Genomic DNA, 12,400 nt, shown 5'->3' with positions numbered 1-12,400 from the left:
TGCAGACCTGCGTCGCTGCGCTCCGACTGCCTGTCCAAATGGACGTGGATCAGGTGTCCAAGTGAGCATGGAACGAGTGTCCAAATGGTAGCGGTCTGAGTGTCCAAGTGGCGTGGAATGCGCATTGGTGATCGCGATTGGCCTACAGCTGCGTTTCCTTAAGGGCCACTTTGGGTCGACTTTTGCGGGTCAAAGATGCTGGGTGTGCTGGTCAAATGTGATGCAAATGGCTGGTCAAGCCCATGCAATTACGCATAAGCCATAAGGATTCTCCGAATCCCCAAAAAAGCCCGACACTTAGGGCCGGGCTGGGGGAAATCAGTTCAAAGCTTTCTGGCGTTCCACACTAGCAACACGCGAGCTTGGATATGCACCTTTTCCAAGTCTGCGCCTTCCAGGGTGATCGACTTGTAGGCTGGGTTGTCGGAGATCATCAGTAATGATCCTTTGGTCATTCGCTGAAGCCTCTTGATGAATAGCTCTCCGTCAAGGGTGAACACGTAGATCGCATCAGTCTTTATCGCGGTGATACCACGGTCTACCAGGAGGGAGTCGCCATTGCGAAAAGTGCCCTCCATGCTGTCACCGTCCCCAGTGATGATCGCCAGATTGTCGAGGCTGGTGAAGGCCAAACCTTGGGTTTTAAGCCAGTCGTAATGCACCGTGATGTCACGAATGACCTCTACCTGATGCTCAAGAATGCTGCCATGGCCCATTGAGGCAGCCACATTCAGATGCGGAATGGTGATGAACCCTAACGTCTCCATCAGTCGTTTCTTGTCGAGCAGCGGTTTCGGCACAGGTTGATGATTGTCCTCGCCCCCACTGTCGGCACTCGGAGCGACCAAGCTCCCTGAAGGCAGGCCGATTTTTACCTCAAGTGAGGCAGCAGCCTTTTCACCGAGATTGCGGTGGCCGTTCAGTAATTGGGATAGATAGGACGCATCCAGGCCATGCAGGTTGGCAAAGTCTTTTTGGCTCATATCACCCATTGAATGGCGTAGAGCCTTGATACGAAGCTGTTTGATATCCATCCGACAATCATCGTCATCTGTTAGCAAACAGTAAATTACGGTTTGCTATTGCGCTTAAAATTAGCAATTGCTAATCTTTGGGCTCGATAGGAGGTGAACATGACCCTGTACGAGTATTTGAAAGGCTTGGATAAGCCATCTGCTGATGCTTTTGCTGAGCGTTGCAGGACCACATTTGGACAGCTGCGCCAGGTGGCCTATGGCAATCGCCGGGCAAGTGCAGGATTGGCTGTTGATATTGAGCGTGAATCTGGTCGAGCTGTTATTTGCGAGGAGCTTCGCCCGGATATTGATTGGGCATATTTGCGCCGCTCTACCGCTGCTTGAAGCTGCCATACCAGGGACCTGTACAGGCACTCCTGGCATGGCATAGACAGCGATAAACGCTGTCAGCACCGCCGATCAGGATCTCTCACCACAAGTCACCTGATCGGCTCGAAACGAAACGCCGTGCCCACAGCACGCAAACACAGCGCTTCGGTCGTGGCTGAAGGATAGGGCGTGCCCGATTCTTTGGCTACACCGTAAAAGGAGCATTTACGGTTATGAGTCGTACAGACCTGCTGCCGGATCCGGGTCCGGTTCTTTCATTACGCCAGGCGCTTTACCGTGCTGGGCGGGACTACAAAGGCGGGATGACTGCCCTTGCTTTTGCCATGGTTATTGACCCCGATACTTTGCAGAAGAAACTCCACTTGGAGGAAGAGCGCCGCTGGCTCTCGGCCGATGAGCTTGAGGATGTCATTCGGCTGACTGATAGTCCTCGTCTGTTGGACGCCCTCGTGCGGCCAGCGGGTGCGGTTTGGTACAAGCCAGAGCCAGTCCCAGCGACCCAGGAAGCATTGAAGGCAGTCGGCGAGATGCTCGCGCAGGCTGGGCATTTCGTCGCGACAATGCACCACGGTGCTGCCGACAACGTATGGGAGCCGCATGAAGTCGCCGCGCTGGAAAAGGCCGGCCACGACTTGATTCGCGAGGTGCTGGGCATCATGGCCGGCGCAGCTCAGGCCATGGAGGGTCGTGATCATGGCTGATGTCGTCGACAACGCGAATGATGAAGCGGAATACCACCTGCAGGTTGCTCTTCGTCGAGTTTCTGCGGGCCCGGTCGGAAGCAGTGCGCACTTCTGTGATGACTGTGACGACCCGATCCCTGAGCTTCGCCGCTTGGCTATTCAAGGGTGTTCCACCTGTGTCGACTGTCAATCGCGTCGGGAGCGCCGAGCATGATCGATGCGTCGTCTCCCATTTCGTCGTTTGCCCGCTTCTACATCGAAAAACTTGGTATGGCTCTGGTCCCGATCTCGCCTGGCGAAAAAGGGCCGAAGGGCGCTGCCTGGAACAAGCCAGGTGGCTACTTTACCGATCCGGCTGCTGCTGAGACGTTCTGGCAGGAAAACCCGACCCACAATCTGGGCGTGGTTCATGCGCCCAGCCGGGTCTGCTCGCTTGACGTAGATGATGTGCAGTGGACCCGTCATGTGCTTTATGACCTGCTCGGCATGGATCTTGATGCCATGGCGTTGGTGTTTCCCACCGTGGTCGGCAACCCTGCGCGGTTCCGCATCATGTTCCGAGTGCCTGAAGGTATTGAGCTGGAAAAGCATGCCCTTGCGTGGCCTGCAGAGAACGACCCTGATGGCTCGAAGCATAAGGAACTGATGCGCAAGGCTCGCGAAGCGGCCAAGGCCGGGGATGATGCGCGAGATAAGCTGTTCCGTGCCGAGGCCCAGCAGTATGCGCGGCTGACAGTGTTTGAGCTGCGTGCAGGCCTGCATCAGGATGTGTTGCCTCCTTCGATCCATCCGGGTACTGGCAAGCCATACGTCTGGAGAACAGCGCCGGGTGATGAGTTGCCAGTGCTGTCGGCTGAGTTGCTCGCTGTCTGGAACAACTGGGACATTTTCAAGCGCGATGCCGAAGCGGCGTGCCCCTGGGCGCCAAAGCCTAAGGCGAAACCTGCCAAGCCCAAGCGGGTATCGCCGCCGGCTGGTAACCGGCCATCGGTGATCGACGAATTCAATCGCTGCCATGACGTTACCGAGCTGCTGCGTGCTAACGGTTATGTGCAGAAGGGCAGCAAGTGGCTTTACCCCGGCTCGTCGACCGGCCTGCCGGGTATCACTGTCGATGCGGACGAAGGCCGCGTTTACTCGCACCACGCGGCCGATCCGCTCGCCAATGGCCATCGGAATGATGCGTTCGAAGTGTTCTGTCTGCTTGAGCACAGCGGCGACCAGTCTAGGGCAATCAAGGCGGCGGCGAAGATACTCGGCATTGAGAACAGTCGCTCAAGGCCGCCTGAGCCTTCCCCGACCCCATCCAGTGAGAGCGCGCCGTCAGGCGAACCGCCGCAGCCAAGCGCGGCTGCTCCTGAAACCGGGGGGCAGGGGGAGGGCCTGACCCTGGAGCAAATGCTGCGGCGGTTTGCGTTGATCGAGGCCACGACACAGGTCTGGGACATCGATAAGTCGGGGCGGATGAAAAAGTCCGCATTCGAGGCCCTGGTCGGAAAGGCCAAGGCCAAGGAGTGGCTTGAAAGTCCTGGGCGAAAGCTGATCGGTGATGACCAGGTCAAGGACGTCGAGCGCAATAAAAAGGATTCGAGCAAGAGGGCCGGGGCCTTGGGCATGGCGCCTATTGAGCGCTATGTGTACATCGATGGCACCAAAGATGTCTGGGACCGGGAAAAGAAGCGGCGCATTGCCGAGGGCGCGCTGAAGATGGCGCTCGGTGACTTCTACCCGATGTGGTTGAACAGCCCGAAGCGGCGTGTGGTGGACGTTGACCATATCGTCTTCGATCCGACGATGAAGAAGGACCCAGCGGTTTACATCAACACGTTCGATGGCTTGCCGCTTGAGCCGGTGAACAACCCAGCCGCCTGCGAGAACCTGCGGTGGTTGATCGGCTTCCTGTGCAATGGCGATGAGGACGCAACCCGGTGGCTCACGCGCTGGCTCGCTTATCCCTTGCAGCACCTCGGGGCGAAAATGGACACGGCGGTGCTGATGCACTCGGTGATGGAGGGCTCGGGCAAGAGCCTGTTGTTCGCGGATACGTTTGGCCAACTGTACGGCCAATACGCGGCAACGGTTGGCCAGACCCAGCTTGAAAGCAACTTCAACGCCTGGCAAAGCCGGAAGATGTGGGCCGTGTTTGAAGAAGTGGTCAGCCGTGACCAGCGATACAACCAAGTCGGCAAGATCAAGCACCTGGTCACCGGCAAAACGGTACGCATGGAATCGAAGTTCATCAACGGCTGGGAAGAGTCCAACCACATGAACGCGGTGTTCCTTTCGAACGAGATCCTGCCATGGCCAATCAGCGAGAGCGACCGGCGCATGTTGGTCATGTGGCCGATGGAAACGCTGCCAGTCGAGCGACAGAAGGCCATCGGTCGCGAGCTGGAGAATGGTGGTGTTGCTGCGCTTTATGGATGGCTGGTAACGGTCGACCTGGGTGACTTCAATCAGCGCACCCGGCCACCGAATACCGATGCACGCGAGCGCCTGGTGGCCCTGAGCAGGGCTGGCTGGCAGACGTTCCAATACCTTTGGCGTACCGGCGAGCTGGGTCGAGGCCTATGGGGCGCGTGCCTGACGAGCGATCTTTATGCCTTGTTCCTGGAGTGGTGCCAGCGCAACAAAGAGCACTCCATGAGCCAGACGAAGTTTTCATTGTTCATCAGTTCCGAGGTCGAAAAGACCCGCTCAATACCCTGGACAGAAGGCAACACCCGTAAGTTTGGGGCGTTCTTTGTTCCGACTGATGCCGAGGCTTCCCTTCCCCCATCGATGAAAGCGCCGGACTTGGGGCGCAGCGTCACGGAATGGCGTGAGCGGGCGAAGCTGTCTGGGTGGCGGGTGGACGATTGGGATCACGTGAAGGCGGCCGCATGACTCTGACTAAAACTGTGTTGGGTGTGTTGGGTTTGTGTTGGGTTGATTTGGCCAACATGACACACGAAAGAGCCGCTGTTTTCGCTGGCTTGAGGGGTGGTGTGTCGAGCGTGTCGGGTTTGCGCGCACGCGCGCGCCTGAGCGTTATTTTATTGGCTGATATGAAGCCAGAAAAAACTCTTCATGCGATGCCGAATAAACCCACCAAACCCAACACACTCAACACAAATCTATTCAAGCCCTTGATTTTAAAGGTCTGTAAGTGTGTTGGGTTTGTGTTGGGTTGGGTGGTTCTGTGTCGGGTACGGTTTTTCATGGAGAAAGGTCAATGATCGCGACGATTGAAGACCTGATGGTTCATTGGGGCGAGCAGCACGCCCGGCTCGGCCTGGGTTCTGGAGTCGGTAGCCAGATGGGAACCATCATGGAATGGAAGGGCTTGCCGCCAAGCGGTACGCCTGGCTCACGAATCCTTAAGGACGGAATGGGGCTTGACCACATTGCGAGCGAAGTCGATGCAGCGGTGGCCGAACTTGAACGCAGCTTTAACGGCGCTGCCCGGCGTGGGCCGCGACTCGCCAAGCTTGCCAAGCTGCGGTACCTGGATCACGCGACGGTTCGGGAGCAGATGCGGGAAGTGGGAATTGCAGAGGGGGCTGACCGGACCTATCGCAACTGGGTCACCGCACTGCATCAGCAGGTCATGACGATACTGATCCTGCGTGCCGGACCCGCCCGGGCGATTGCCGGGAAACTGAGCGTGCAGCTCAAGCAAGCTTCCAAGCCCTGACCGTTCGTCGGGGTATGTTGTCGTATTGTGGTCGTATCCTTGTTGCATTCTGGTCACATTCAAACCAACCGTTAAACACCTCTTTTCGGTTTTTCCGAACGCAGGTACAAAGTCGCCACTATCTGAGATTTCCGCCTGACGGCGTTCCAAAGCACGTGCTGTGCATCCAGCCTGGGTCATTCACCCCGGTACCCCAAACCCTGCCCTCCGGCGGGGTTTTTTATGCCTGGCCAAAAAGGAGAGGAGCATGCAAGTACGAGTAGTTGATCAGGGTGGACAACTGATTTGGGCGAGAAGCCCCATAGGTGGAGTTACGAGCCTTGCCTATGGGGCTGATGGAACCTTGAAGAGTATTGAGCAAGCGCTTGAACTGGCCCTCACTCAGTGCAAGGGGGAGTTAGCGACGATGAATCGTGATCGAGTGAGTGATATTCGCGGATCCACCACCTAAGTCGATTGTGATGTTCCAGTAACCAGTACTGGGGGCCTGAATACGTGCCGGCAGCCTTTCGAAAAAGCCGCCGTAGTAAGTGTGCTGCCTTCCATTTTTGAAGTTTGAGAAATGAGTGTCGTTGGTCAGGCGAACATTGCATTGGTGAGAGCACGCTACCTCTACAACATCGCCTTTATTCAAGTGTTCTCGTGAATGTATGAACTGCATATGGCCTCCTATGCCTAGCGGTGTGATTGCATCGTGACATTAACACTTGGTCCTTTTTGCGTGCATTAGAACTTGGTATTAGAAAATGACAGACGAGCAGCAAGCTCTAGCTGAGATGCCGATTTGGTTGGTGATCATCCTGGCCCTGATCGGCGGGGTGTCGGGTGAGATGTGGCGCGCAGATAAGGCCGGACTACATGGGTGGTCGCTGGTTCGCAGGCTTGCCTTGCGGTCTGGCGCCTGTGTGGTCTGCGGCCTGGCGGCCATGATGTTGTTGTACGCGGCGGGTGTGTCGATCTGGATGGCGGGCGCGGTTGGCTGCCTGACCGCAACGGCCGGCGCCGATGTCGCGGTCGGCCTTTATGAACGCTGGGCCGCGAAACGCCTGGGCGTCTCGGCGCCGCTGCCCCCCGGTGAGCCGGGGCAGTAGGGGGTGGGCCCGCCGACCCCGAGGGGACCCTGGCATATCTTGGCCCATACGGGTAAGGGAACTCGCGGGAAAGCGTTAGCGGACAGTTCACCCGCTTAGTGAACTGAGGTGAACAGGTGAACAGATTCAGGTTCACCCGGTGAACTGGACGGCAACCATGACTGTTATCAGCAAATCGGAGTTTGCAGCTCGCCGAGGGTGGGGCAAATCCTACGTTTCAAAACTGGCCAGCCAGGATCGTCTGGTGCTGACGGCCGATGGCAAGGTGGATCTGGAGGCCACAGAAGCATTACTGATCCAGACTGCCGACCCCAGCAAGGCCGCTGTGGCTGCCCGGCATGAAGAGGAGCGGATCCAGCGGGGGGGGCGGGACCATATCGCGCCGCTGGCAGAGACAACGGTCGAACTTCCCGCTCTCCAGACCCGTGGGGGGCAGGGGGCCGACTTCCAGAAATCCAAGGCACATCGGGAGTATTACCTGGCCCAGTTGGCCGAGACCGAGTTTCTGAGGGTGCGCGGTGCCCTGGTGGAAATCGAGGCGGTCAAATCGGCCTCATTTGAGGCGGGGCGGTTGTTGCGTGACGCCTTGCTGGGCTTGCCTGCACAGATATCGGGCGAGCTGGTTTCCATGTCGGATCCCTGGGACATCGAGCGCTATCTGATGACGGTTCTGCGTCGTGCGCTTGAGGATGCCCGGCAAATGTCGACCACAGACCTTGATGACTCATTGATCATAGCGAGCTGACCCTATGCACACGGAATTACCCGACGGTGCCGAGGTGTACCGCGAGGCGTATTTCCGTGGCTTGAAGCCCGATCCAGACCTATGGGTCGATGAGTGGGCGGATGAGTACATGCGCATCCCCCGCGATGCCGGGGCCGCAGAGCCTGGAAAATATCGTACGTCGCGTACACCCTATGCCCGAGAGCCCATGCGTTGCCTGTCACCGGCTCATCCCTGCAAACGGGTGGTGACCATGGTGGCTTCGCAGCTCATGAAAACGCAGATTGCACTCAATTGGATAGGCGGGCTCATCCATATGGTGCCCTCGAACATTCTGACATTGTTGCCCAGCCTGGGCCTGGCCAAGCGTATTTCATCACGGATCAGCAAGACGGTGGCCGCTACCCCTGAGCTGCGCGAGCGGGTAGCTAACAGCCGTTCTCGGGATGCCCGCAACACCCTCGACACCAAGGAGTTCGATGGCGGCGCGCTGTACATCACCACGGCAGGATCGGCGGCAAACCTGTCCGAGCTGTCGGCCCGGTATGTTTACGGCGATGAAGTGGATCGCTGGGATGTGGATGTCGGGAGCGAAGGCGACCCCATCGAACTGGCCGAAGCGCGTGGCTCGACATTCGGGCGGCGGGCCAAGTTCTATTTCTCCAGCAGCCCGACCATCAAAGGTGCCAGCCGCATTGCCGATCTGTTCGATACCAGCGACCAGCGGCACTACTACGTGCCATGCCCGACCTGCGGCCACATGCAGACGCTGGAGTGGGAGCGTCTGATCTACAGCCCGGATTATCGGGTGGTGCATTACCAGTGCGCCAATGCGCACTGTGATGTGCTGATCGAAGAGCACCACAAGAACGGCATGCTTGAGCAGGGCGAGTGGCGTGCCCATTCGGCGGGCGACGGTGAAACGGTGGGCTTTACGCTCAATGCCTTGTACGCACCCTTAGGCTGGCAGGACTGGCCTTCACTGGCCAAGCAGTATGAACGGGCCAAGAGGGCGTTGGCCAAGGGCGACCAGGAGCCGATGCAGGTGTTCTACAACACGCGCCTGGCCAAGGTCTGGGACAGTGCCATCGAGCAGACCAAAGCCGAGGTGCTGCTGCAGCGTGCTCGTCTGTCGGGCTACGGACTTGGCTCGATGCCAGCCGATGTGCTGATGCTCACCGGGGCCGTGGACGTGCAGGGCAACCGGCTGGAGTTCATGGTCGTGGGCTGGGGCGTTGGCATGGAGCGCTGGATCGTCGACTTCCAGGTGATCGCGGGTGATCCCTCGGATGACCGCACCTGGGCGGCGCTGGATGAAATGCTCAAGGTCAAGTACCGGCACCCGTGCGGGGTGGGTCTGGGGATCCTGGCCACAGCGGTGGACAGCGGTGGTCACCACACCGATGAGGTGTATCACTTCTGCCGCGTCAGGCGGTGGCGCAACATCTTTGCCGTCAAGGGTGCGAACAAACCCGGCCGGCCCGTGATTGCCCAGCGGCCGTCCATGGTGGATGTCACCTGGAAAGGCCAGACCGAACGCGGCGGTGCCGAGTTGTGGTTTGTCGGCACCGACACGGCCAAGGACTGGATCTACAACCGTTATCCGTTCGAGCAGGGACCGGGTGCGCTGCACTTTGCCAATGACTTGCCGGATGACTTCTTTGCGCAATGTGTGGCAGAGCGCAAGGTCGTTCGATACGTCCGGGGTCACAAGCGCATTGAGTGGGTCAAGGGCAAGTCGGAGCGTAACGAAGCGCTCGACCTCATGGTGTACAACCTGGCCATGGCGCAGTACCTGGGCATCAACCGATACAACGAAGGCGACTGGTCGCGGGTGCGGCAAGCTCTGGCGCAGGCGGGACTGTTCGATGAGGCCCCAGTTTCACGCACGGTGTCTGCACCTGCTGTTCAGCCCGGCTCGGCTCCGGCCATACCGGTTTCTACACCGTCGCCTTCATCACCACCTACCTCGCCAACGGCTGCGCCCGTGGCGCGCCCAGCGGCCGCCACTCCACCCCCACGTCGCTCGACACGCAGCGGCTACCTGAAGAGACGCTGACATGTCCTTTACGCAAAAGCACCTTGAGGCCGTCGAAGCGGCCATTGCACGCGGCGAAAAAGTCGTTCGCTACGCTGACCGGACTGTCGAATACCGCACCGTCGACGAACTGTTGAAAGCCCGCGACGAGATTCGCAGCTCGTTGGCCAGCAGCGGGCCGGCGCGTCCTCGCGCTTTCCGGCTCAGGCATGGCGGCAGGGGACTCTGATGGCACGCTATCCGAACCTGACCCGCAATGGCTTCCTGTTGCCGTCCAACATCAGGGCGAGTTACGAAGGCGCTGGCGAAGGCCGGCGCTCATCAAACTGGGATGCCCCCGACAACGGCATCAACAGCCTGTTGATGCCGGCCCTGACCAACCTGCGTTCCCGCTCTCGGGCGGCGCTGCGCAATGACCCGTATGCCTTCAACGTGATCGACCGGCGGGTCAGCAACCTGATCGGTACCGGCATCACGCCAAGACCGCTGATCACCGATGCCGCCTTGCGCAAGGTCCAGCAGGAACTGTGGTCTGACTGGGTGGATGAGGCCGATGCCGATGACCGCAGCGACTTCTACGGCCTGCAGGCGTTGGTGGCCAAGACCGTGGAAACGTCCGGCGAGTGTTTCGTGCGCCTGCGCCCCAGGCTGTTGACGGACGGTTACGCCGTGCCGCTACAGATCCAGGTGCTGGCCCCCGAGTTTGTTCCGCATGACAAGTTCGAGGTCACCCGCACGGGCAACGTCATCAAGGCCGGTGTTGAGTTCAACGGCATTGGCCGGCGCGTGGCGTACTGGATGTACCGCTCGCACCCGCGTGATGCCTCCTCGCTCAACGGTGGCTATAACCAGTTGATCCGGGTACCGGCCGCGCAGGTGCTACATATCTTTGAATCCCAGGAGCCGGGCCAGTTGCGTGGCTTGCCCCGCATGGCTCCTGTACTCAAGCGCTTGCGCAGCCTGGACAACTACGACGACGCGGTGTTGTTCCGTCAGGAAGTGGCCAACCTGTTCGCCGGCTTCATCAAGCGGCCAGCCCCCGACGCAGGGCCAATGCCACGCGACCCGATCACAGGCGCACCCCTGAGTCTTGATCAGGATGGCTTCACGCCCATGGTGGCCTTGGAGCCTGGCACGATGCAGGAGCTGGGGGCCGGTGAGGAAATCGAGTTCTCTACGCCACCGGATGCCGGGAACAACTACCCCGACTTCATGCGTCAGCAACTGATGGCGGCGGCCGCCGGTGCCGGAATGCCCTATGAACTGCTCACGGGCGACATGCGTGGGGTCAGCGACCGGGTCATGCGCGTGGTGCTCAACGAGTTTCGCCGACGCATCGAGCAGTTGCAGTTCGGTGTGTACGTTCATCAGTTATGCCGCCCGGTGCGTGCAGCCTGGATGGACATGGCAGTGTTGTCCGGTGCGCTGGAGTTGCCGGACTACGCCCAGCGTCGGCGCGAATACCTGCGCACCCGCTGGATCCCGCAGGGCTGGGCGTATATCAACCCGGTGCAGGACGTGCAGGCGCGGATGCTGGAGGTCAACGCGGGCTTTGCCTCACGCAGCGAGATGGTGCTGCGCACCGGCTATGACGCCGAAACCGTCGACGATGAAAACGCCGCCGACATCGCCCGCGCCCAGCGACTGGGCCTCTCTTACACAACGCTCGTTACCGAGCCAACAGAAGATCCAGAGGAAAAACCATGAGCAAAGCGGTCGCTCCGGTGGTGTACAACCAGGCCGGACAAAAGGTGCAAATCAAGGACGAACACTGGTATCACATTCAGGCGGCCGGTGAGGGCGAACAAGGTGTGATCGAGGTATTCGTCTATGGCGAGATCGGCGGGTGGGGCATCACGGCCAACCAGTTCGTGCAGGATCTGCGCGCCGTCGATGATGGCGTGTCGCAGGTCATTGCGGCCTTCAACAGTCCGGGTGGCGACCTGTTCGAAGGCCTGGCCATTCATAACGCTTTGGCACGCCTCGGTGAGCGAGGGGTCGGGCGGGTCGATGCGCTGGCCGCCAGTGCGGCCAGTGTCGCCGTGTGTGGTGCGCACCGCGTCGTGATGACCGCCAATGCCTTGATGATGATCCACAACCCGTGGACCTGGACCGCCGGCGATGCCGAGGATTTGCGCAAGGTGGCCAGTGTCCTGGACCAGACTCTGGAGGCCATTGTCGCGGCCTACAAGTCGAAGGCGCCGGAGATCGACGAGGCCGAGCTGCGCCGGCTGATCGATGCCGAAACCTGGCTCACGGCCAACGAAGCCAAGGAGTTGGGCCTGGTCGACGAGGTGACCACCGGCGTGGCGGTCAAAGCCTGCCTTGGTCAGGGGCAGGCCATGAAGCGTTTCCGAAACGCGCCTGCCTCGCTGGGCACCGACAAGCCAGCGGCCAAGCCTGAGCCGGTCACGCCTGAGGATGCGCCCGCGCTGGCCTTGCTGATCACCCAGGGCTGCAAGGAGGCCGGGATCAGCAATCTGGTCGAGCCCATTATCAGCAGCACCAAGCTGGCCAGCGAGGCGGTGGTGAAAGCCGCCATTGGCCAGGCCAAACAGATCCACACCCTTTGCGTGGCTGCTCGCTTGCCGGAGCTGGCCACCGAGTACGTCACGGCCGGGCTCGACACCACGGCGGTGCGCGCCCGGCTGTTCGAGAAGGTGGTCGGTACCGGCCAAGGGATCGAGATCGATAACAGCCTGCCCATCAACGACGACCCGGCCAGCAAGCCTGCCGCCAAGCAACCTGATGTGCACAACATCTATGCCGCTCGCCGTGCGGCGCAAACCGGTCATTCAGCCGCCAATAGAAGGTAACCCCC

14 protein-coding genes are annotated in these 12,400 nt (G+C 59.8%); 12 read left to right on the top strand and 2 right to left on the bottom strand.

The window, feature by feature from the left end; genetic code table 11:
* Positions 1-323 precede the first annotated feature (323 nt).
* The gene (locus tag ACYP2A_RS09350) at positions 324-1,034 is read right to left on the bottom strand and encodes an XRE family transcriptional regulator (protein ID WP_459744609.1); all 711 of its coding nucleotides are present in this window, start codon (positions 1,032-1,034) and stop codon (positions 324-326) included.
* Between the two features lie 99 nt (positions 1,035-1,133).
* Between ACYP2A_RS09350 and ACYP2A_RS09345 the strand changes: the two genes are divergently transcribed.
* From ACYP2A_RS09345 to ACYP2A_RS09320, 6 genes are all read left to right on the top strand, one after another.
* Positions 1,134-1,361 carry a YdaS family helix-turn-helix protein gene (locus tag ACYP2A_RS09345; RefSeq protein ID WP_459744608.1) on the top strand — a complete coding sequence of 76 codons (228 nt, stop codon included), beginning with the start codon at positions 1,134-1,136 and terminating at the stop codon, positions 1,359-1,361.
* Positions 1,362-1,579: 218 nt separating this feature from the next.
* Positions 1,580-2,068 carry a phage regulatory CII family protein gene (locus ACYP2A_RS09340; protein ID WP_459744606.1) on the top strand — a complete coding sequence of 163 codons (489 nt, stop codon included), beginning with the start codon at positions 1,580-1,582 and terminating at the stop codon, positions 2,066-2,068.
* Positions 2,061-2,264 (top strand): TraR/DksA C4-type zinc finger protein, encoded by a 204-nt coding sequence (locus tag ACYP2A_RS09335; RefSeq protein WP_459744605.1) that lies wholly within the window; start codon positions 2,061-2,063, stop codon positions 2,262-2,264. The genes ACYP2A_RS09340 and ACYP2A_RS09335 overlap by 8 nt, the downstream gene beginning before the upstream one ends.
* Positions 2,261-4,936 (top strand): bifunctional DNA primase/polymerase, encoded by a 2,676-nt coding sequence (locus ACYP2A_RS09330; protein ID WP_459744603.1) that lies wholly within the window; start codon positions 2,261-2,263, stop codon positions 4,934-4,936. Before ACYP2A_RS09335 ends, ACYP2A_RS09330 begins: the two co-directional genes overlap by 4 nt.
* Positions 4,933-5,268: a hypothetical protein gene (locus ACYP2A_RS09325; RefSeq protein ID WP_459744601.1), complete on the top strand. Its 336-nt coding sequence runs from the start codon at positions 4,933-4,935 to the stop codon at positions 5,266-5,268. The genes ACYP2A_RS09330 and ACYP2A_RS09325 overlap by 4 nt, the downstream gene beginning before the upstream one ends.
* Positions 5,265-5,726 carry a hypothetical protein gene (locus ACYP2A_RS09320; RefSeq protein ID WP_459744600.1) on the top strand — a complete coding sequence of 154 codons (462 nt, stop codon included), beginning with the start codon at positions 5,265-5,267 and terminating at the stop codon, positions 5,724-5,726. Before ACYP2A_RS09325 ends, ACYP2A_RS09320 begins: the two co-directional genes overlap by 4 nt.
* A gap of 397 nt (positions 5,727-6,123) precedes the next feature.
* Here ACYP2A_RS09320 and ACYP2A_RS09315 read toward each other — a convergent pair whose 3' ends face one another.
* On the bottom strand, positions 6,124-6,387 hold the full coding sequence (locus ACYP2A_RS09315) for a DUF1883 domain-containing protein (protein WP_459744598.1): 264 nt from the start codon (positions 6,385-6,387) through the stop codon (positions 6,124-6,126).
* A gap of 85 nt (positions 6,388-6,472) precedes the next feature.
* On the opposite strand from ACYP2A_RS09315, the gene ACYP2A_RS09310 reads away from it, so the two are divergent.
* From ACYP2A_RS09310 to ACYP2A_RS09285, 6 genes are all read left to right on the top strand, one after another.
* Positions 6,473-6,817: a phage holin family protein gene (locus ACYP2A_RS09310; RefSeq protein ID WP_459744597.1), complete on the top strand. Its 345-nt coding sequence runs from the start codon at positions 6,473-6,475 to the stop codon at positions 6,815-6,817.
* Positions 6,818-6,974: 157 nt separating this feature from the next.
* Complete coding sequence (locus ACYP2A_RS09305; RefSeq protein WP_459744596.1) at positions 6,975-7,562, top strand: terminase small subunit; 588 nt, start codon at positions 6,975-6,977, stop codon at positions 7,560-7,562.
* Between the two features lie 4 nt (positions 7,563-7,566).
* Positions 7,567-9,600, top strand: a complete 2,034-nt coding sequence (locus ACYP2A_RS09300; protein ID WP_459744594.1) for a phage terminase large subunit family protein — start codon at positions 7,567-7,569, stop codon at positions 9,598-9,600.
* A gap of 1 nt (position 9,601) precedes the next feature.
* Positions 9,602-9,808, top strand: a complete 207-nt coding sequence (locus ACYP2A_RS09295; protein ID WP_459744593.1) for a phage head-tail joining protein — start codon at positions 9,602-9,604, stop codon at positions 9,806-9,808.
* Entirely contained in the window at positions 9,808-11,286 is a 1,479-nt protein-coding gene (locus tag ACYP2A_RS09290; RefSeq protein ID WP_459744591.1) for a phage portal protein, read from the top strand. The genes ACYP2A_RS09295 and ACYP2A_RS09290 overlap by 1 nt, the downstream gene beginning before the upstream one ends.
* On the top strand, positions 11,283-12,395 hold the full coding sequence (locus ACYP2A_RS09285; RefSeq protein WP_459744590.1) for a head maturation protease, ClpP-related: 1,113 nt from the start codon (positions 11,283-11,285) through the stop codon (positions 12,393-12,395). The genes ACYP2A_RS09290 and ACYP2A_RS09285 overlap by 4 nt, the downstream gene beginning before the upstream one ends.
* Positions 12,396-12,400 lie beyond the last annotated feature (5 nt).

This window comes from Pseudomonas sp. 3A(2025) (assembly GCF_054589175.1).
Note: the sequence above shows the minus strand (reverse complement) of the source record. Positions and strands in the feature narration are given on the sequence as shown.

What these genes read in the sequence shown, in the direction of transcription:
- ACYP2A_RS09320 (WP_459744600.1), top strand. Translation starts at nt 5,265, where the DNA reads ATGATCGCGACGATTGAAGACCTGATGGTTCATTGGGGCGAGCAGCAC.
- ACYP2A_RS09305 (WP_459744596.1), top strand. Translation starts at nt 6,975, where the DNA reads ATGACTGTTATCAGCAAATCGGAGTTTGCAGCTCGCCGAGGGTGGGGC.
- ACYP2A_RS09330 (WP_459744603.1), top strand. Translation starts at nt 2,261, where the DNA reads ATGATCGATGCGTCGTCTCCCATTTCGTCGTTTGCCCGCTTCTACATC.
- ACYP2A_RS09335 (WP_459744605.1), top strand. Translation starts at nt 2,061, where the DNA reads ATGGCTGATGTCGTCGACAACGCGAATGATGAAGCGGAATACCACCTG.
- ACYP2A_RS09285 (WP_459744590.1), top strand. Translation starts at nt 11,283, where the DNA reads ATGAGCAAAGCGGTCGCTCCGGTGGTGTACAACCAGGCCGGACAAAAG.
- ACYP2A_RS09350 (WP_459744609.1), bottom strand. Translation starts at nt 1,034, where the DNA reads ATGGATATCAAACAGCTTCGTATCAAGGCTCTACGCCATTCAATGGGT.
- ACYP2A_RS09345 (WP_459744608.1), top strand. Translation starts at nt 1,134, where the DNA reads ATGACCCTGTACGAGTATTTGAAAGGCTTGGATAAGCCATCTGCTGAT.
- ACYP2A_RS09310 (WP_459744597.1), top strand. Translation starts at nt 6,473, where the DNA reads ATGACAGACGAGCAGCAAGCTCTAGCTGAGATGCCGATTTGGTTGGTG.
- ACYP2A_RS09325 (WP_459744601.1), top strand. Translation starts at nt 4,933, where the DNA reads ATGACTCTGACTAAAACTGTGTTGGGTGTGTTGGGTTTGTGTTGGGTT.
- ACYP2A_RS09340 (WP_459744606.1), top strand. Translation starts at nt 1,580, where the DNA reads ATGAGTCGTACAGACCTGCTGCCGGATCCGGGTCCGGTTCTTTCATTA.
- ACYP2A_RS09290 (WP_459744591.1), top strand. Translation starts at nt 9,808, where the DNA reads ATGGCACGCTATCCGAACCTGACCCGCAATGGCTTCCTGTTGCCGTCC.
- ACYP2A_RS09315 (WP_459744598.1), bottom strand. Translation starts at nt 6,387, where the DNA reads ATGCAGTTCATACATTCACGAGAACACTTGAATAAAGGCGATGTTGTA.
- ACYP2A_RS09300 (WP_459744594.1), top strand. Translation starts at nt 7,567, where the DNA reads ATGCACACGGAATTACCCGACGGTGCCGAGGTGTACCGCGAGGCGTAT.
- ACYP2A_RS09295 (WP_459744593.1), top strand. Translation starts at nt 9,602, where the DNA reads ATGTCCTTTACGCAAAAGCACCTTGAGGCCGTCGAAGCGGCCATTGCA.